The sequence below is a fragment of the Campylobacter concisus genome, assembly GCF_002913545.1.
Classification (GTDB): Bacteria; Campylobacterota; Campylobacteria; order Campylobacterales; family Campylobacteraceae; genus Campylobacter_A; species Campylobacter_A concisus_AV.
Genome location: NZ_PPBR01000036.1, coordinates 1 through 16,966 on the forward strand (window position 1 = coordinate 1; position 16,966 = coordinate 16,966).

Annotated in this window: 20 protein-coding genes; 3 read left to right on the plus strand and 17 right to left on the minus strand. The window is 41.1% G+C overall.

What is annotated here, in order from left to right:
* Positions 1-132: 132 nt before the first annotated feature.
* The 3 genes from moaC to CYP05_RS02325 are packed head-to-tail and all read left to right on the plus strand — an operon-like array spanning position 133 to position 2,098.
* Complete coding sequence (gene moaC, locus CYP05_RS02315; RefSeq protein ID WP_180996194.1) at positions 133-609, plus strand: cyclic pyranopterin monophosphate synthase MoaC; 477 nt, start codon at positions 133-135, stop codon at positions 607-609.
* On the plus strand, positions 584-850 hold the full coding sequence (locus CYP05_RS02320) for an HP0495 family protein (protein ID WP_009295275.1): 267 nt from the start codon (positions 584-586) through the stop codon (positions 848-850). Before moaC ends, CYP05_RS02320 begins: the two co-directional genes overlap by 26 nt.
* Before the next feature lie 9 nt (positions 851-859).
* A complete protein-coding gene (locus tag CYP05_RS02325) occupies positions 860-2,098 on the plus strand; it encodes a hypothetical protein (RefSeq protein WP_103641877.1) in 1,239 nt (412 codons plus the stop codon).
* 68 nt (positions 2,099-2,166) lie between these two features.
* Here CYP05_RS02325 and CYP05_RS02330 read toward each other — a convergent pair whose 3' ends face one another.
* The 17 genes from CYP05_RS02330 to rpsD form a co-directional block, all read right to left on the minus strand.
* Positions 2,167-2,961, minus strand: coding sequence for an undecaprenyl-diphosphate phosphatase (locus CYP05_RS02330; RefSeq protein WP_002941660.1), 795 nt, complete (start codon positions 2,959-2,961; stop codon positions 2,167-2,169).
* 57 nt (positions 2,962-3,018) lie between these two features.
* Entirely contained in the window at positions 3,019-4,929 is a 1,911-nt protein-coding gene (gene tkt, locus CYP05_RS02335) for a transketolase (RefSeq protein WP_103641878.1), read from the minus strand.
* 132 nt (positions 4,930-5,061) lie between these two features.
* Positions 5,062-5,961 (minus strand): polyprenyl synthetase family protein, encoded by a 900-nt coding sequence (locus CYP05_RS02340; RefSeq protein WP_103641879.1) that lies wholly within the window; start codon positions 5,959-5,961, stop codon positions 5,062-5,064.
* Entirely contained in the window at positions 5,958-7,067 is a 1,110-nt protein-coding gene (locus tag CYP05_RS02345) for a DUF7488 domain-containing protein (RefSeq protein WP_103641880.1), read from the minus strand. The genes CYP05_RS02340 and CYP05_RS02345 overlap by 4 nt, the downstream gene beginning before the upstream one ends.
* Positions 7,064-7,378: a YbaB/EbfC family nucleoid-associated protein gene (locus tag CYP05_RS02350; protein ID WP_002941513.1), complete on the minus strand. Its 315-nt coding sequence runs from the start codon at positions 7,376-7,378 to the stop codon at positions 7,064-7,066. The genes CYP05_RS02345 and CYP05_RS02350 overlap by 4 nt, the downstream gene beginning before the upstream one ends.
* Before the next feature lie 3 nt (positions 7,379-7,381).
* Positions 7,382-7,729: an aspartate 1-decarboxylase gene (panD, locus tag CYP05_RS02355; RefSeq protein WP_002941539.1), complete on the minus strand. Its 348-nt coding sequence runs from the start codon at positions 7,727-7,729 to the stop codon at positions 7,382-7,384.
* Positions 7,730-7,731: 2 nt separating this feature from the next.
* Positions 7,732-9,015, minus strand: a complete 1,284-nt coding sequence (locus tag CYP05_RS02360; protein WP_103641881.1) for a UDP-N-acetylmuramoyl-L-alanyl-D-glutamate--2,6-diaminopimelate ligase — start codon at positions 9,013-9,015, stop codon at positions 7,732-7,734.
* Positions 8,993-9,547 carry a hypothetical protein gene (locus tag CYP05_RS02365; RefSeq protein ID WP_009295268.1) on the minus strand — a complete coding sequence of 185 codons (555 nt, stop codon included), beginning with the start codon at positions 9,545-9,547 and terminating at the stop codon, positions 8,993-8,995. The genes CYP05_RS02360 and CYP05_RS02365 overlap by 23 nt, the downstream gene beginning before the upstream one ends.
* Positions 9,534-9,809, minus strand: a complete 276-nt coding sequence (locus CYP05_RS02370; RefSeq protein WP_009295267.1) for a NifU family protein — start codon at positions 9,807-9,809, stop codon at positions 9,534-9,536. The genes CYP05_RS02365 and CYP05_RS02370 overlap by 14 nt, the downstream gene beginning before the upstream one ends.
* Positions 9,810-9,945: 136 nt before the next feature.
* Entirely contained in the window at positions 9,946-10,866 is a 921-nt protein-coding gene (locus CYP05_RS02375) for an ABC transporter substrate-binding protein (protein WP_103641882.1), read from the minus strand.
* Between the two features lie 75 nt (positions 10,867-10,941).
* Positions 10,942-11,634 (minus strand): ABC transporter ATP-binding protein, encoded by a 693-nt coding sequence (locus CYP05_RS02380; RefSeq protein ID WP_103641883.1) that lies wholly within the window; start codon positions 11,632-11,634, stop codon positions 10,942-10,944.
* Entirely contained in the window at positions 11,631-12,380 is a 750-nt protein-coding gene (locus CYP05_RS02385; protein ID WP_103641884.1) for an ABC transporter permease, read from the minus strand. The genes CYP05_RS02380 and CYP05_RS02385 overlap by 4 nt, the downstream gene beginning before the upstream one ends.
* Positions 12,377-12,988, minus strand: a complete 612-nt coding sequence (locus CYP05_RS02390) for a hypothetical protein (RefSeq protein ID WP_103641885.1) — start codon at positions 12,986-12,988, stop codon at positions 12,377-12,379. Before CYP05_RS02390 ends, CYP05_RS02385 begins: the two co-directional genes overlap by 4 nt.
* A gap of 103 nt (positions 12,989-13,091) precedes the next feature.
* On the minus strand, positions 13,092-14,078 hold the full coding sequence (locus CYP05_RS02395; RefSeq protein ID WP_103641886.1) for a hypothetical protein: 987 nt from the start codon (positions 14,076-14,078) through the stop codon (positions 13,092-13,094).
* Between the two features lie 853 nt (positions 14,079-14,931).
* Positions 14,932-15,288 carry a 50S ribosomal protein L17 gene (gene rplQ / locus CYP05_RS02400; RefSeq protein ID WP_002941584.1) on the minus strand — a complete coding sequence of 119 codons (357 nt, stop codon included), beginning with the start codon at positions 15,286-15,288 and terminating at the stop codon, positions 14,932-14,934.
* Between the two features lie 11 nt (positions 15,289-15,299).
* Positions 15,300-16,316, minus strand: coding sequence for a DNA-directed RNA polymerase subunit alpha (locus tag CYP05_RS02405; protein ID WP_002941564.1), 1,017 nt, complete (start codon positions 16,314-16,316; stop codon positions 15,300-15,302).
* Between the two features lie 14 nt (positions 16,317-16,330).
* Positions 16,331-16,957, minus strand: a complete 627-nt coding sequence (gene rpsD, locus CYP05_RS02410; protein ID WP_021084023.1) for a 30S ribosomal protein S4 — start codon at positions 16,955-16,957, stop codon at positions 16,331-16,333.
* Positions 16,958-16,966 lie beyond the last annotated feature (9 nt).

Here is a 16,966-nt window from a genome sequence, read left to right on the forward strand (position 1 = left end):
ATATTAAGAAATGAAAAATCGCTCTTGCGTTTTGAGCAAAGCTTATTTTTAGATTTTTGATATTTTTTTGCTTAAATTTACTGATAACTTAAATTTGCTTAAATAGGCTATAATCTGCCAAAAAAAGGAGAGATAATGCTAACGCATTTAGATGAAAAAGATCGTCCAAAGATGGTCGATGTAAGCCCAAAAGATCCAACTAAAAGAGTAGCAACTGCTAGCGGGATCATCAAAATGAGCAAAGATGCTTTTAAGGCGATCAAAGAAAATACCGGCAAAAAAGGCCCAGTCATCCAAACAGCCGTTGTCGCTGCGATAATGGGCGCTAAAAAGACAAGCGAGCTAATACCTATGTGCCATCCACTGGCCATTTTGGGTGTGGATTGTGACATCGAGGAGCTGCCTGAAATTTGCGCTTTTAAGCTTTATGTGAGCGTCAAGATAGAGGGCAAAACAGGCGTTGAGATGGAGGCGCTAACAGGCGTGAGCGTGGGACTTTTGACCATTTATGACATGGTAAAAGCCATAGATAAGGGCATGCAGATAGATAACATCGTGCTAGAGAGCAAAACAGGAGGCAAAAGTGGCGAATATATGCGATCTAAATAATAAAAAGGCAAAAATCGACTACCCAACACACTGGGAGTATAAAGTGATATTTGACGCTGGCGTAAATGCCGAAGAGAAGGTAAAAGAGATAGTAAAAGATAGAGAGTTTAAGCTAGTTTTTTCGAAATTTAGCAAAGATAAAAAATACGCTAGCTACGACCTAGCCGTGCTAGTTTTAAGCGAAGAAGAGAGGCTGGAGATTTTTTCAGCGCTAAAACACGAAGCAAAATACGTTTTATAAGGCAAAAATATGGATAAACTTGAGCAAAAATTACGTGATTATAAAGATAGTGAGGGGCTACTTACTAGCATAAAAGCTCTTTGCAACGACTTTTTTAAGGATGTCTCAGACAAAGACGAAAACACACTGCCTGATCTTTTAAAGCAAAAGATGAACGAGCTTTACGACAAGATGGATAAAGAGAGCCTCATAAATGCCAAAAATCTAAAAAGCGCTATGGAGGGGATAAATCAAGCTCTAGTTAGCGACGAAGAAAAGGAGCTTTATGAGCTATTTGATAAAAGAGATGAGATAAATAGAGCGATCGAAGCAAAGCGTGAAGAGATAAAAAATAGGCTAAAAATTTCATTTGAAGCGGCTGAAGAGGTCGTAAAAGATAGAAATTTTGGCGAAAAAGAGGAAATTTTAGAGCTTTTAAACAACGCGATCATTAGAGAAACGAGAATGCTTGGCATCTTAAAAGAGAGCGCTCAAATCGCCTTTTTAACAACACTTGAAGGCGCAAAAGATGTCGAAGAGACCGCTGGTGCGATAGCTAAAAACATGACCTACGCTGCGATAAGAGGCGGGGAGTTTAGCAAAGAGCGAATGTTTGAAATTTCAAAAAATATCATCAGTGCAGCTGGAAATTTAGCAAATGAGGGGCATATATTTGCAAAAGAGCTCATAAAAGGTGCGATAAATGGCACAAGAGACGGCATCTTAAGAGCTATTGAGAAGCTAAAAGATGAGGCGAAATTTGCTCCAGATGAGCTAAGGCTAAACTCACAGCTTTTAAATTTAAAAAACGTGGATGAAGAGTTTATAGCGCTTCTTAAAGAGCTTGAAAATGAATTTGATGGCGTAGCTAAAAGCGAGATCGAAAGCGTGATAAATAGCGAGCTTGACACAAATCTAGCAAAATTTAAACGCATAAGCGATCAAGCGATGGAGCAGATCAGCTCAAGGCTTGAAGAGCTAAAATCAAACGGCGTTGCAAAGCTTATGAGCGAGGCGAACAATAAATTTGAAGCTCTAAAGCAAGAGCTAAACGACAAGAGCAAAAAGCTAAAGCTAAATTTTGACGCAAACGATAAGCTTGAAGGCCTCAAACAAGATATCGCAGAGTTTGAGAAAAAGGCAAATGATAAACTTGAAGATATCAAACAGATGGATATAAAATCAGAAGCTAAGAAATTTGGCGACAGAGCCTATCAAGCCGCAAAAGACTTCATAAACGTCATAAAAAAAGATAAAAAAGAGGAGTAAATTTGCCAAACTTTTGGCAAATTTATCATTTTGGCTAGGTCTTAGCCTAGCCCTTTTATAACTTAAATTTATAAAAATAGATAGAGCAAAAACGCACCCAAGATCAAGCGGTAGATGACAAAAGGTAGCATCCTGATCCTTGAGATGATCCCCATAAATAGCTTCACACAGATATAAGCACTAACTGCACTTATGATGACGCCAAGGGCGATGTCGCTCCAAGGAAGCGCGTTTGGATCTTTTATAAGCTTGATGCTCTCAAGTCCGCCAGCTAGGATGATGACAGGTATCGAAAGTAAAAATGAGAAATTTGCACTGCCTTTGTGGCTAAATCCTAAAAAAAGTGCCGCTGTCATCGTTATGCCTGATCTTGAGACGCCAGGGATAAGCGCCACAGCCTGCGCTAAACCTATGATAAGAGCAAATTTTATGGTCATTTCGTATTCGCTTTTGTTTGTCGAGCGAAGATCAGCAAAGTAAAGTGCGATGCCAAAGATGATCGTAGTAACAGCGATCACAACGCCGCTTCTTGCGTACTCTTCGATCACGTTGTTAAACAAAAGCCCAAAGATGCCAACTGGGATAGTGGCAAATCCCACGCACCAGACAAGCAGGCTATCGCCCACCATCTTTCTTTGTGCTATCGAGGCAAAAAAGTCGCGAAGTAGCTTAAAAATCGTATCTTTAAAATAAAAAAGTATCGCGCTTAGCGTACCAACATGCACTGCCACGTCAAAAGCAAGCCCTTGATCTGGCCAGCCAAGTAGCTTTGGCACCAAGATGAGATGAGCCGAGCTAGATATCGGCAAAAACTCGCTTATGCCTTGCACCAAGGCTAAAACGATAACGTGAGAAATTTCCATAAAATGCCTTTTTGATTTTAGATTGCAGCTGGGGATTTTACTCCCCAAAGTTAAATTTTATATAAGTTCGCTAGCAAAATTTGCAAGCTTTTGCGGAGTAAATCCGAAGTGGTCAAATAGCTCATTTGCCTTGCCGCTAGCGCCAAAGCTGTTCATGCCATAAACCGCGTCAGCAAATTTATACCACTCGTAGCCAGTTGCTGCCTCAACTGCGATGATGGTTGTGTTTTTATCTAAAATTCTAGCAACATACTCAGCTGGCTGCTCGCAAAGTAGATCAAAACAAGGCGCTGATACGATGTTTGCACCGATACCTTGCTCAGCTAAAAGTGCGGCTGCTTTTACGCAGAGTGAGACCTCGCTGCCGCTTGCTATAAATGTAATCTTTGCATCTTTTGCCAAGCTTAAAAGATACGCTCCGTTGCTAACCTCGCCAAATTCGCCTTTTGCAAGTGGGTCAAGCCCTTGGCGGCTAAGCACAAATGCACTTGGAGCGTTTAAATTTAGAGCCACTTGCCAGCTAGCTGCGTTTTCGTTGCCATCAGCTGGGCGGAAAGTGTAGAAATTTGGCATCGCTCTAAATGTGCTAAGCTGCTCGATGGGCTGGTGTGTCGGACCATCTTCGCCAACGCCGATGCTATCGTGCGTGAAGACAAAAAAGTGCTTGATACCCATTAGCGCTGCTATCCTCGCACTTGGCTTTAGATAGTCGCTGAAGATGAAAAATGTCGCTGAAAATGGCAAGAAAAGGCCGTATCTGGCGATGCCGTTGTTGATAGCTGCCATGGCGTGTTCTCTGATGCCGTAGTGGATATTTTTGCCATTTGGGAAGTCGCCCATGCCCTTTAGCTCAGTCTTGTTTGAAGGAGCAAGATCTGCACTACCGCCTATAAAGCCAGGAAGTTTTTTAGCTATCTCATTTAAAATGACATGGTTTGTATCTCTTGTGGCTAGTTTTTTGTCGCTAAAGTCTGGAAATTCGATCTTGCTAAAGTCTGGGTTAAGAAGTGAGTTTAATAAATTTTTGCCTTCAATGCTTAACGCCTCAACCTTTTTGTTCCACATCGCCTCTTCAAGATCGCCCTTTTCAACTGCACCTCTAAATCTTAAAAGCACGTCCTCGTCGATAGCAAATTTCTTCTCAGGGTCAAAGCCGGCTGCGGCCTTTGCCTTTTTGATGATCTCTTCGCCAAGCGGTGCGCCGTGGCTGTGGTGGCTGCCTTCAAGCTCCATTGCGCCGCGTGCTATGTGTGTGTTTGCGATGATGAGATATGGCGACTCTTTCTCGCTTGCTTGCTCAAGTGCAAATTCGATCTGGTTGAAGTCGTGTCCGTCGATGCGTGCGACCTCCCAGCCCTGCGCCTCAAACCTCGCCTTGACATCCTCGCTAAATGCGATCGCTGTGTCGCCCTCGATCGTGATGTTGTTTGAGTCGTAGATGAGCACAAGGTTGTCTAGTCTTAAATTTCCTGCGATTGAACATGCCTCGTAGCTTATGCCCTCTTCAAGATCGCCGTCGCCGCAAAGGCAGTAAATTTTATGATCGATTATTTTATTATCTGGCTCATTTAGCACGTTTGCAGCGTATTTTTCTGCCATGGCAAGGCCAACTGCGTTTGCTACGCCTTGACCAAGTGGGCCAGTAGCCACCTCAACGCCTGGAGTGTGAATTTCTGGGTGTCCAGGGGTGTTTGAGCCAAGTTGGCGAAATTTCTTAAGCTCATCTAGGCTTAGATCGTAGCCGCATAGGTGCAAGAAGCTATAAACCAAGCTTGATGCGTGACCACCGCTAAAAACGAGCCTATCTCTGTTTAGCCATTTTGGATTTTTAGGGTTGTGTTTTAAAAAGTTGCTTAAAACCACCATGATATCGGCTAGGCCCATAGGAGCACCTGGGTGTCCGCTGTTAGCGTTTTGCACCATATCAGCGCACAAAAATCTTATAGTATCGGCTTGTTTTTTTAGCATATGATCTCCTTTTATTGCGTCAGATTATACAAAAAAGTGATTAAAACTTGCCTTGCATTTTTGCTCAAAATGTCTAAAAAGTGATATAAATTTTTTAAATTTTAGTAGTGAAAAGCTAGAAATTTCTAGCTTTTATCTAAGGTGTTTATCCGTAAGCTCTAAGATCATCTTTGCGATATTTGCATCTATCTGTTTTAGTGCCTCTTCTATCTCGCAAATTAGCTCATCTTTTTTCTTTTTTGCGCCAGATAGACCAAGTAAATTTGTAAATGAGTTTTTCGCTAGGTCGTTATGCACAGGCTTTCCAACGGCCGCCTCGTCGCTTGTAAGATCTATGATGTCATCTTGTATCTGAAAAGCAAGCCCAAGCTTTAGGCCGATATCATAAATTTTCTCACACACTATTTCGTCTAAATTTGCTATCACAGCACCCATTTTTAGGCTAGCAGCGATCAGCTTTGCGGTTTTATGGATGTGCAAAAAGACTAGCTCATCAAGGCTTAGCATCTTGCCAGAGAGACCAAATTTAGCCTTTGCCCTTTTGATATCCTCTTTGTTTGTATTTTCAAAAAAACAATCAAGCGCCTGACCTAGCACCATGCCGCTAACGCCAGCATTCTGGCTTAAAATTTCCACGCACTTTATACGAGTGTCAGCTGGCAACTTGGCACGTGAAATTTCATAAAAAGCATGCGTATTTAGCGCATCTCCTGCAAGTATGGCAGTAGTCTCGTCATATGTTACATGAAGCGTTGGCGTGCCGCGCCTTAGGCTTGCATTATCCATAGACGGCAGATCATCGTGGATAAGCGAGTATGTATGCATCATTTCAAGCCCTAAAGCCACTCTCATGGCCTTTTGCGTGAGGCTTTTATCCACGTTTTCGACCACGCCAAGAAGCAAAAGCGCCCTAAAGTGCTTGCCTCCAGCCTTTAGCATAACGCCAAGCGCCTCCTCGTAGTAAGGATGAAAGCTTGGTGCCTTTGGCAAATTTGCATTTAGAAATTTTATGAAGTCCTCAAGTAGGCTCATTTTGGCACTCTTGCAAAAAACTGAAAGTCATTTCTAGTAAATAAAAGCACGAAATTTTGTAGGTCGCTGATCTTTTCTAAAAGCTCCTCGCGGCTATTCACGCTCTCTTTGTTGTAGCCTAAAATTTTATCGCCTATCTTGATGCCAAAGATGTCGGCATTTGACTTTGGTTCGACCTTTGTAACTACTAAATTTTTATCAACCGTGATACCATAATCCACCAAAACTTTATCATCTAGCAAGCTCTCAGGCGACTTTGGCATGACGTTTAAATTTGGCAGATCAAGGCTTGAAGGAGCGTCAATGTCGAGGCTTTGGTTAAATTTCACATCCCCGCTTACTGGTACTTGAAAGAGTAGCTCTTGCCTATCACGCTTCACGATGATGTCAAGCTTTGCGCCCTTTGTAGCAAAAAGCACCATCTCATTTAGCTCTCTTAGGCTCTTTGGTTTTATGCCATTTACACTAACAAGCTCATCATCAACCATCATCATTTTGCCACGGCCCAAAGGATCAACAAGACCCACAAAAAATTTATCCTCTTTTTGTAAAAATTTCACGCCGATATCACCGTAATATACATCATCATAAGATACAAAGTGCTTTAGATAGCGATTTGGTATAAATTTATCAGCTCCAACAGCTATGCCTATCATCTTGCAACAAGGTGTGTTTATCTCGCCAGTCGCGTTATACTCGAAGCTTAACGTGTCAAAATCGCCTAAATTTTGCCCTAAAGACTTGATGTGACCCATGACGGTGTTGTTTGCATCATTTAAAATGCCAACCCAAGTGCTCTTTTTGATACGCTCTTCATTAGTCTCATCAGCCATCACGACAGGGCTTAGCTCCTTGCTAGAGCGGACTAAAAAGAGCTGCAAATATGGGTCAAATTTGACATATTCGCCAAGTGGAGCTCCCTCACTTTTTGGTACTGCGATCAAATTTTTAGTGATAGCCACACCAAAGTGTTTATTTACCGAGACGATCGAGTTTTTGTTCTTTTCAAAGCAGGCGTTAAAGTCCTCTTGCGTAGGCCTAGGATCGGCGTTTAGGCAAAGCGCTGATAGCAAAAAAGCAAGGGCAAATTTATAATTTAGTCTCATTTTATCCCCATCGAAGCAAGGCCACCAAGCATCCTTGAAGCGGTGTTTTTCTTATCGGCCTCAACTGATTTTAGCACGTCATTTACGGCGCTTATTAGCAAAATTTGCATACTCTCTTTATCTTCAAGCAAGCTATCATCTATGCTGATATCAAGTATCTCGCCGCTGCCGTTTGCTCTAACGCTCACCAGTCCGCCGCCGCTTTTTGCGCCAAATTCTTTATTTTTGCTCTCTTCTTCCATCTGCTTGGCCTGCTTTTGCACATCCTCAAGCATCTGCCCCATCTTTGAAAAGTCAAATCCCTCAAACATCGCCTACTCCTTTATGATCTCGTTTTTGTTATTTACATGCACGATGGTTGGCTTAAATTTCTTAGCCTTTTTAAATTTCATACTAGCATAAGCCACGATGATGACCACGTCGCCAACGCAGACCTTTCTAGCAGCCGCGCCGTTTAGGCAAATTTCGCCTTTTTTGCCCTTTATCACGTAGGTGGCAAATCTCTCACCGTTATTTACATCTAAAATTTCAACCTTTTGATTTTCTATCAAATTTGCAGCCTTTATAAGCTCCTCGCCGATACTGATCGAGCCAACATAGTTTAAATTTGCGTCTGTTACGACGGCTCTGTGGATCTTACTAGCTAAAATTTCTATATTCATTTTTACCTCTTTAAAAGCTCTTTTACTACTTCTTTGTCGCTAAATGGGTGCTTGACGCCCTTTATCTCCTGATATGGCTCGTCGCCTTTGCCGAGTATGACAAGCGCCCAGCCAGGCTCAAGCTTGCTAATGGCTAGCGCGATTGCCTCTTTGCGGTTGGCGTTTCTTATCAAATTTTCATTTTCGCTCATACCAGCGCAAATTTCATCGATTATGCTCTCTGGCTCTTCGCTTCTTGGATTGTCACTTGTGACTATGCAAATTCTTGCGTATTTTTGGGCTATCGCTCCCATTTTAGGGCGCTTTGTCCTATCTCTGTCGCCGCCTGCGCCAAATACTGCGATCAAATTTAGATGTCTAAGCGAGTTTAGCACCTTTTCTATGCCATCTGGCGTATGGGCAAAATCCACGATGACTAGCGGATCGGTGCTAACGACCTCCATCCTGCCACTCACGCCTTTAAATTTACTTATCGCCTTTGAAAGTGCGGCTGCGTCTGGGCGCTCTAGCAGGCAAACTGCGCCAAGTGCTGCGATTAGGTTGTAAAGATTAAACTCGCCTTGAAGGCTTGAGTCTATCTCCACATCGCCATTTGGCGTCTTGATAACTGCGTCTATGCCGTCCTTTAGCCCATAAACTATCGGTGCAAAGCTAGCTGGCTTTTTAATCGCGTATGTGTAGGCGTTTTTTGGGTTAAATTTAACTCCGCCATCGTCAATGTTTATGAGCTTTACGCTCTCATCGTCAAAAAAGCTTGATTTTACTCTCGCGTACTCCTCCATGCTCTTGTGGTAGTCGAGATGGTCTTGAGTTAAATTTGTAAAAATTTTTAGAGCAAATTTCAAGCTCTCTATGCGTTTTTGAGCGATCGCGTGCGAGCTAACCTCCATCACGAAGTACTCACAGCCATGCTCGCTGGCTGCTTTGAGGTATGAGAGCGTCTTTAAAATGGCACTTGTCGTAAGCGCCTTGTCATCTATCTGCTCGCCCTCTATAAATGCCCCTCTGGTGCCACTTAGCCCACATTTTTTACCTAAATTTCGCAAAGTTTCGTAGATAGCCGCAGCCGTTGTGGTCTTGCCATTGGTGCCTGTGATGCCAACTATTTTTAAGCTTTCATCGATCTTTAAAAGCTTTTTGCACTCTTCAAGGGTAATTATCTTAGCGCCCTTTTTTACCGCAGCTTCTGCAAATTTCGCATTTGCAGTGGTTTGCACAAAGTATGCACCCTGCTCGCACTCGTTTGAGTCATCTGTTATGAAGCTATTTTCTACTGATATTTTCATCGTTTTGTCTTTTTTGTATCTCTTTAAAAAGCTGATCTATACGCTCGTCGCCACCAAACATCACCGCCGCACTCTCAAGGTAGTTCATGCTCATGTCGATGAAGTCATTTTTTATCAAATTTCCTAAAAATTCCAAAAAATCGTCTTTGTTTGAAATCATGACCTTGGTTGAAAACATGATGTTTTCAAAGACCTTTTTAAAGCTGCCGTCCTTATAAACAGCCCTTTTAAAGTCCTCGTAGCTGATCGCGTCTTGCTCTTCAAAATACTCGCTCTCCTCGTCTCTGGACTCTAAAATTTTTAAAATTTCCTCCACGCCCTCGTCGTCTTCGCCAGCTCTTACTTTCGCCATATAGTAGTCAAACAAGAGCTTTGCCTCTTCGGCATTTTCCTCGCCAAGAGAGCAAATTTGTATCAAAAATAGTAAATTTTTCTCCTGCGTCTTTTCGTAGGCTAGTGAAAAGTAAAAGATCGCATCTTTAAATTTAGAGCGTTTGAAATATTTTATGCCTATTTTTTTATAATCTATCAATGTCAAATTCCTCGCCGATTGGGACATTTATGACCTCAAGCTCTGGATGAATGTCGATGCGAAGTTGCCTTTCGATGCCGTATTTTAGCGTGGTTGTGCTAGCAGCGCATCCGTGACAATGCCCTGTGAGTCTTACGTAAATTTTGCCGTTTTTTATGCCAAGTAGCTCCATGCCGCCGCCGTCATTTTCAAGCATAGGTAGCACCTTTTGCAGGCTCGCAGTCACTGGTTTTAAAAGCTCTTCATCACTAAATGGGATCATATTTTTTCCTTAAATTTTTTAGCTATTATAGCAGATAAAGTGCAAACAAACGTTTTCTGGGCTTTTACTGGGGGCGTTTTGGCTTTAAATTTTGGTGGTTTTTTGTGGAGAAAAAGGGCAAATTTGCCCTTTAAGTTTAGTTTAGTAGAAGTGATTTTATATCAATTTTATGCTCTATCATCTTGCTCTCAAGCATAAATTCTTGCGTAGCTTCAAGCGCTTTTATATCATCAGCCGTGATCTTTGAGCTAAAGTCATACTGAGGATACATACTCTTTACCGCCTCTATGCTAAGCCCGGTCTCTTCAGCTGTAAATTTAAGCGCCTCGTCCTCGTTTGCCTTGATGTAGGCCAAAATTTCATCCTGAGCCTTTTTAAATTTCTCAACTACATCTTTGTGCTTTTTATAAAACTCCCCGCTTGTTGCCGTGACGATAACTGGAGTGATGACGCCTTTGCCAGTTGTTACTACATTTAGGCCTGATTTTTGAGCGTTGTAGGCCGCTGGTCCTGCAAGAAGCGCTGCATCAACGCTGCCGTTTTCAAGTGCCGCTTGCGCAGCTGGAATGCCCATAGAGATGAACTCTACGTCGTTTATACCAAGTCCTCCAAGAGCTAGGTATCTCACCAAAAGCTCGTTTAGGATAGTGCCTTTTGGGCCTGCTACCTTTTTGCCTTTTAGATCTTTTGGCGACTTGATGTTTTTATCTTTAGAAAATATGACAAAGGCCTCTGGTGCCCTTGAATAGGCGCTTATGATCTTTATATCAGCCTTATTTGCCGCTGCAAGTATGACCGAAGTGCCACCCACGCAGTTTAAAAACTGGAGCGAATTTGAAGCGAGCGCTTGCGTTTGTTTCGCACCCGAGGTGATCTCGGAGTACTCGACTGGCACGCCAAAAGACTTCGCGTAAAAGCCTTTAAATTTATCGACGATCGAAGGGACGTTTAGCGGCGATTTGACGTAGGTCATGCCGATCTTATCTAAGCCCTCGCTTGCGTTTGCGACTAGACAAAGCAAAGAGGCCGCGCACAAAACCTTAAAAAACTTTCTCATACTTACTCCTTTTAAAAATTTTCAAGATTATATAATTTTTTGCTTCATTTTGGTTTTAATTATCATTTTATTTGCCTAAATTTCACTCAAAATTTTGCGTTTTATCGCTATTAGCTCCCCGCTTAGCAGATCTCTTGGCCTTGCTAAATTTGATAGCTCGTAGCTTGACTTTATCCCGCCCCTTTCAAGCAAGATGATCTCATCAGCTAAAAATAGCGCCTCGTCGATGTTGTGAGTGACGAAAAGGATAGTTTTACCAGCTTGTATTTTTAAAATTTCAGCCTGCATGCTAGCTCTAGTAAAGGCATCAAGCGCGGCAAATGGCTCGTCCATTAGGATCAAATTTGCCTCATACGCAAGCACCCTAGCAAGCGAAACGCGCGAGCTCATGCCACCAGAGAGCTGCGAAACTGCGGCAAATTTAAAGTCGCTAAGCCCTATCATCGATATCAAACTACCTATCTTTTCAGGCTCTATTTCATTCTTTTTAAGCGGGAAAACAATGTTTTCATAGACGTTTAGAAACGGCATGAGGCGGGGCTCTTGAAAGACAAAGCCGATCTTTGCTTGCTCTTTAAATTTTATCTCGCCAAGACTTACGCTCTCAAGGCCTGCTATAAGTCGCAAAAGCGTCGTTTTACCACAACCGCTTCTACCAAGTATGACGGTGATCTTATCTTTTTTTATGCTCAAATTTAGCTCTCTTAAAACGTCGATCCGCTTTTCGCCTATAAAAAAATGCTTGGATAAATTTGAAATTTCTATCATTTCTCACCTCGCAAAAGGCTAAATTTCGCTATCAAAAGCAAAAAGAGCCTATCTATGAGCACGCCGCAAATGCCTATCGTAAAAATGCCCACAAATATCCTATCCGCGCGTGAAAGCTCCTCTGCGTCAAGTATGAGATAGCCAAGACCGCTTGAAGCCGCTATCATCTCCGCTCCGATGATCGCACGCATGGCGTAGCCAAAGCCTATTCGCATACCGACAAAGATATCTTTTAGCGCGCTTTTTAAGATGATCTTGTAAAAAATTTCAAATTTACTAAAAGCAAAAATTTTGCCAACTTCGATGAGCTTTATATCGCAGCTCGTTAGCCCTTTTTGGATACTTAGAAACATCGGGAAAAACGAAGCTAGGATGATAATAATGATCTTTGGCGTCTCGTTTATACCAAACCAAAGCACCAAAATCGCGATCAAACTAAGCGGCGGGATGTTTCTAAAAAACTCCAGTATCCACTCGTAATAAACGCTGATCTTTGGCAAAAGTGCCGCTATACCGCCAAGCACGAGCGCTAAGGCAAACGAGAGACCATATCCTGCAAATATGCGCTTAAAGCTGATGATCGTATGTGTGGCAAGCTCGCCGCTTAGGCTCATGCTATACATCGTTTTTATCGTAGTTAGCGGACTTGGCAAGATATACGGCGTGAAAATTTCTAGCTCGCAAACGACCTGCCAGATGGCAAAGATCACTAGGATCAAAATACTCTTTTTAAAAACCTCCCTCACAGCCCATCTCCGTTGTGACAGCCGTTTTCGCAGTATAAAAGCTCAATGATCTGGTAGTTTTTAAGCTCGCTAAATTTATATGAAAGGGCGTTTTCTATCTTCTCTTTACTGCTAAGACTTAGTGTTTTTACGTCCAAATTTGCAAAAAATCCCGGCGGTATTGGACTTTGCTCGATGTTGCGCATCTTTAAATTTATAGCGTTTTGCTCCCTAAAGCTTCTCCATGTCAAAAATGTAGTTCGCTCCAAATTTAGCCCCCTGCCAAGCTCGGCTAAGTCCTCGCAGGGCGTCGTCACGTAAAGCCACTCATCCTCTTTTAGCTTTGCGCTAAGCTCGATGGCACTTTCTATTAAAATGGGGTTTAAATTTGAGATGAGATCGGCCTGCTCTTTGAAATTTGCCCTGATAAAATTTACAGCCCTCGGACAGCGACTATCAAAGACGAGCTCACTTTGTGCAAGAGCGTTTTTGTATGCGTTTTTTACGCTTTTAACGTGGTCTTTTTCGCACTCTAATACGCTAAAGCCTTTATCTTGCAAAATTTCTTTAAGTGCGGCAAAGTCGTAGATGTTTTTTACAACAGGATTTAACCAAACCACTTTTTTCATAAGAGCTCCCGTCAAATTTAAAAGCAAAATGTAATAATTAAAATCAAAATTGTATCACTTGAAAGTAAAAAGATGGCTTTGGAGGTTAAATTTATAAAAACAGCTAGACTTTTACGTCTAAATTTCGCTTTTTCTGGCTTTTCTCCATTAGCTTTAGTATATCTATGCCGTTTTTTTCAAGGCGCATCAGCTCCTTAAGATAGGCAAATTTCTCATCTTTATTGATATCGTAGGTCGCCAGCTTCTCGCTTCGGCCGATCACTGAGGCATAGACCTTGTTGCCGTCAAGCTTGTCCGTGTTTTGCACATTGTAAAGCGAGAGCACGCCCTCTATCACCTCTTTAAATTTCGCGCCGCTCTTCATGCCAGCCTTCATCAGCGTTAAAAATCTCTGCCTGCTCTCATCGTCAGTGAAATTTATACTTTGCATTGTCTCATATTCGATCGGTGGCTTGTTTGTGCTAGTTAGCATTGAGATAGCCTTCTTGCCTACCACCATACTCTCAACGCCGACCCTCTCGCCAAGATATTGCCTCAGCGCATAGTCCAGCCACCTATCTTTAAATTCTTCTACGCTCATGTCCTTATCAAGTATCTCAAAGCCCTCCACGTGGCTCTTGTGTCTAAGTCCGAGCAAGGTGCCGCTATCATCTTTTGATGTGTACTCTTTCGCGAAGAGATCGACGTTTGTTGGATAGTATCCGATGATCGATTCGTAAAGTCTTCCAAAACCAAGCGCCTCAGTCTGACTAACAAAACTTTTAAGCTCGTTTATCTCATCTTGGCTCATTTGCTTGTCGTATCCCATGAGTTTGCCCCAGATGCTTATCTTGCCATTGGCGGCTATGCCTGTAAGCGAGTTGTCTTTAGCAAATTTTAGTGGCTCGTCATCTTTGTTAAATTTACTCTCGCTTGTGCGACTTAAATTTATCTGCTCACTGCTTTGATTGGTGTTTTTGGCTAATTTTTGAGATGAGAAATTTAAGGAATTTTCGTCCGCACTGGGCTTACTACGGCTAGCGCTTTGCTCTCTAATGTTTTGAAAGCCGCTATATAAATTTACATTAGCTCCATTTACGCCACCTATCATCTCAAATCCTTTGTAAGATAGTTAAAACAAATATCGTCTCTTTTAGAGTAAAATTTAGAAATTTGTAGAGTTTGACTTGTAAATTTAGGCTGACTTGGGACTGGATAAATTTAGACATTTGAGAAGGCTGGAATTTAGAATTTACTTTGTAGAATTTGCATCTATCGGTTTTATTGTATCTGGTTTAGCTTTATCATATACAACTCTTTTGTCATACCATAGGCTATTTCGGATCAAATTTATCTCATCTTCTTGGCCACATTAGCCAAGCCCTTTTTGTAGTCTATTAAAATTTAGAATTTTGCAACTTTTTGGATTATAAATTTTAAATTTGTTTTTTTGAATAATTTAAATTTGAGATAGTTCGTATAGATAATTTGCCCTGCTTTTTTGCATTTTAAATATATAGCCCTTAATCCTAAAACATCGCAAATTGGCTTATAAATTTGATCCAGAAACACTCAAAATAACCCACTTAAAGCTAATATCACAAAAAAACAACGAAGTAAAATTTAAAAACTACTAGATCTAAATTTAGAAATTTATGGTGTTATCTTTGAAATTTAATAAATAAGTTGAGCTAGAACTTTAAAACCTCATTTCTGAGGTTTTTGGCATAAATAAAAAGCATCTGTTTGTTTTTTGTGCTTTAAAGCCGCTATAAATTTACTTACTCCAACTATTTTAACCTATCGCGCAGCTCATCTAAAAGCCACGAAATAAAATTTATAATGCTCCGACTTGTAAATTTGCCACAGTCCAAGATGGATAGATTTAAAACAAAATTTTTAAAAAAATAAACGTAAAAAGATAATTTTAGAAAAAAAAGAGAGCCAGATAGGCTCTCTGGAGATTATTCAGCTACTAGCTCTATATAAGCCATCTCAGCTGCGTCGCCTCTGCGAACGCGAGTTTTGATGATTCTTGTATAGCCACCGTTGCGCTCTTTAAATTTTGGAGCTACTTCAGTAACTAGCTTATTTGTAGTCTCTTTGTCTTGCAATGAAGCAAATACTGCTCTGTGAGCGTTAGAGTCGCCCTTTCTAGCTCTTGTTATCAGCTTTTCAACATAGCTTCTAAGCTCTTTTGCTTTTGGTAAAGTTGTCTCTATCTTTTCGCTTTTGATGATAGCTATCGCTAAATTCTTAAGCAATGCAGATCTATGAGATGACGTTCTACCAAGTTTGCGATATCCGTGTTTATGTCTCATCTATTGTCCTTTTATTCTTTTGCACTCATTTGTGATTTTAGCTCGGTTATTTTCTTTCTGAGTTGCTCTTTGCTATCTTTTAACACATCGACACCAACTGGATAGCCTATCTCTTCCATAACCGCTTTTATCTCTTCAAGAGATTTTTTACCTAAATTTTTAAGCTCTTTAAGCTCATTTTCGTCCATCAACGCAAGCTCACCGATAAATCTAATATCGGCCTTATCAAGGCAGTTAAAACTTCTAGCGCTTAAATTTAGATCTTCTACACTAGAAAGTAGCTTTGAGAACTCGCCGCTTGCACTTGAACTAGCAACTGGGGCGCTGACATCAATATCTAAAATTCCTTTAAATACTGACATTTGTTGATACATAGCTTCTAAACAATTTTTAAAAGCCTCTACTGGACCAACTTGACCATCTGTTGTTATCGTAAATACGATCTTCTCGTAGTCTGGGTCATCTTCAACCAAGACGTTTTGTATCTCATAAACTGCTTTTTTAACAGGTGTAAAGAAAGCGTCTAGTGCGATATACTCGTCTTCAATCTCTTCTCTGATCTCTTCACTAGGAACATATCCGATACCTTTTTGGATGATAACTGAGAAATTCAACTCAGCATCTTCGTTGATGGTTGCAAGATATGCGTCTGGATTAACGATCTCAACTAGGTCGTTATTTAGATCAGCTCCAGTTATCTCTTTTGGTCCTTTAAAGCTATACTCTATAACTTCACGCTCGCTGCCGCTTTTTAATTTAAATCTGATCTTCTTCAAATTTATAATAAAAAATGCCACGTCTTCAAGCATGCCGCGCATACTATCAAATTCGTGACTAACGCCTTTTATTTTTACACCGATAGGAGCAAAGCCTACTGTGCTTGTGTAAAGAAGACGGCGTAGTGGGTGAGCCAAAGTAACAGCATAACCTGCTTCAAAAGGATATGCTGTAATGTTAGCGACATTTTCGCTAACACTTTTAACTTCTATTTCAGTTGGCATATAAGCTGATGTAGTAATCTTTCTCATCTTTATACCCTCTATTATTTTGAGTAAAGCTCTACTATAAATCTTTCCTCAACAGGAATGATAACCTCTTCTCTTTCTGGATTTCTAGTGAAAATTCCAAATTTTTTCTCTTTTTCCACATCTACCCAAGCAACGATGCCAGTTTGAGCTGTAAGATCGATCGCGCGAATGATTTGTGGATTGTTTTTAGATTTCTCAGCAACTTCTACTTTAGAGCCTGGCTCCACTCTGTAAGATGGGATATCCACTCTCTTGCCATTTACTAAAATATGTCCGTGAGTTACAAGCTGGCGAGCAAAACGACGAGTCGTTGCAAAGCCCATTCTGTAAACAACATTGTCTAATCTTTGTTCTAATAGTTGAACCAAAAGAGCACCAGTGTTGCCCTCGCGGCGTGCTGCTTCTTGGAACAATCTTCTAAATTGTTTCTCTGAAACACCATACATAAATTTAGCTTTTTGCTTCTCGCGAAGTTGTAAGCCATATTCGCTTATTTTTGCTCTTCTTTGTCCATGTTGTCCTGGCGCATAAGGTCTTTTTTCTAAAGCACTTTTACCAGCAAGTCTTCTTTCGCCTTTTAACGCAAGAGACACACCAAGACGTCTTTCTAATTTTTCAACAGGTCCTGTATATCTAGCCATAATAATTTC

What these genes read in the sequence shown, in the direction of transcription:
- CYP05_RS02390 (WP_103641885.1), bottom strand. Translation starts at nt 12,988, where the DNA reads ATGAAAAAAGTGGTTTGGTTAAATCCTGTTGTAAAAAACATCTACGAC.
- rpsD (WP_021084023.1), bottom strand. Translation starts at nt 16,957, where the DNA reads ATGGCTAGATATACAGGACCTGTTGAAAAATTAGAAAGACGTCTTGGT.
- tkt (WP_103641878.1), bottom strand. Translation starts at nt 4,929, where the DNA reads ATGCTAAAAAAACAAGCCGATACTATAAGATTTTTGTGCGCTGATATG.
- CYP05_RS02405 (WP_002941564.1), bottom strand. Translation starts at nt 16,316, where the DNA reads ATGAGAAAGATTACTACATCAGCTTATATGCCAACTGAAATAGAAGTT.
- CYP05_RS02370 (WP_009295267.1), bottom strand. Translation starts at nt 9,809, where the DNA reads ATGATCCCATTTAGTGATGAAGAGCTTTTAAAACCAGTGACTGCGAGC.
- CYP05_RS02330 (WP_002941660.1), bottom strand. Translation starts at nt 2,961, where the DNA reads ATGGAAATTTCTCACGTTATCGTTTTAGCCTTGGTGCAAGGCATAAGC.
- CYP05_RS02345 (WP_103641880.1), bottom strand. Translation starts at nt 7,067, where the DNA reads ATGAGACTAAATTATAAATTTGCCCTTGCTTTTTTGCTATCAGCGCTT.
- CYP05_RS02325 (WP_103641877.1), top strand. Translation starts at nt 860, where the DNA reads ATGGATAAACTTGAGCAAAAATTACGTGATTATAAAGATAGTGAGGGG.
- CYP05_RS02360 (WP_103641881.1), bottom strand. Translation starts at nt 9,015, where the DNA reads ATGAAAATATCAGTAGAAAATAGCTTCATAACAGATGACTCAAACGAG.
- CYP05_RS02395 (WP_103641886.1), bottom strand. Translation starts at nt 14,078, where the DNA reads ATGATAGGTGGCGTAAATGGAGCTAATGTAAATTTATATAGCGGCTTT.
- CYP05_RS02375 (WP_103641882.1), bottom strand. Translation starts at nt 10,866, where the DNA reads ATGAGAAAGTTTTTTAAGGTTTTGTGCGCGGCCTCTTTGCTTTGTCTA.
- rplQ (WP_002941584.1), bottom strand. Translation starts at nt 15,288, where the DNA reads ATGAGACATAAACACGGATATCGCAAACTTGGTAGAACGTCATCTCAT.
- CYP05_RS02380 (WP_103641883.1), bottom strand. Translation starts at nt 11,634, where the DNA reads ATGATAGAAATTTCAAATTTATCCAAGCATTTTTTTATAGGCGAAAAG.
- CYP05_RS02340 (WP_103641879.1), bottom strand. Translation starts at nt 5,961, where the DNA reads ATGAGCCTACTTGAGGACTTCATAAAATTTCTAAATGCAAATTTGCCA.
- panD (WP_002941539.1), bottom strand. Translation starts at nt 7,729, where the DNA reads ATGAATATAGAAATTTTAGCTAGTAAGATCCACAGAGCCGTCGTAACA.
- CYP05_RS02350 (WP_002941513.1), bottom strand. Translation starts at nt 7,378, where the DNA reads ATGTTTGAGGGATTTGACTTTTCAAAGATGGGGCAGATGCTTGAGGAT.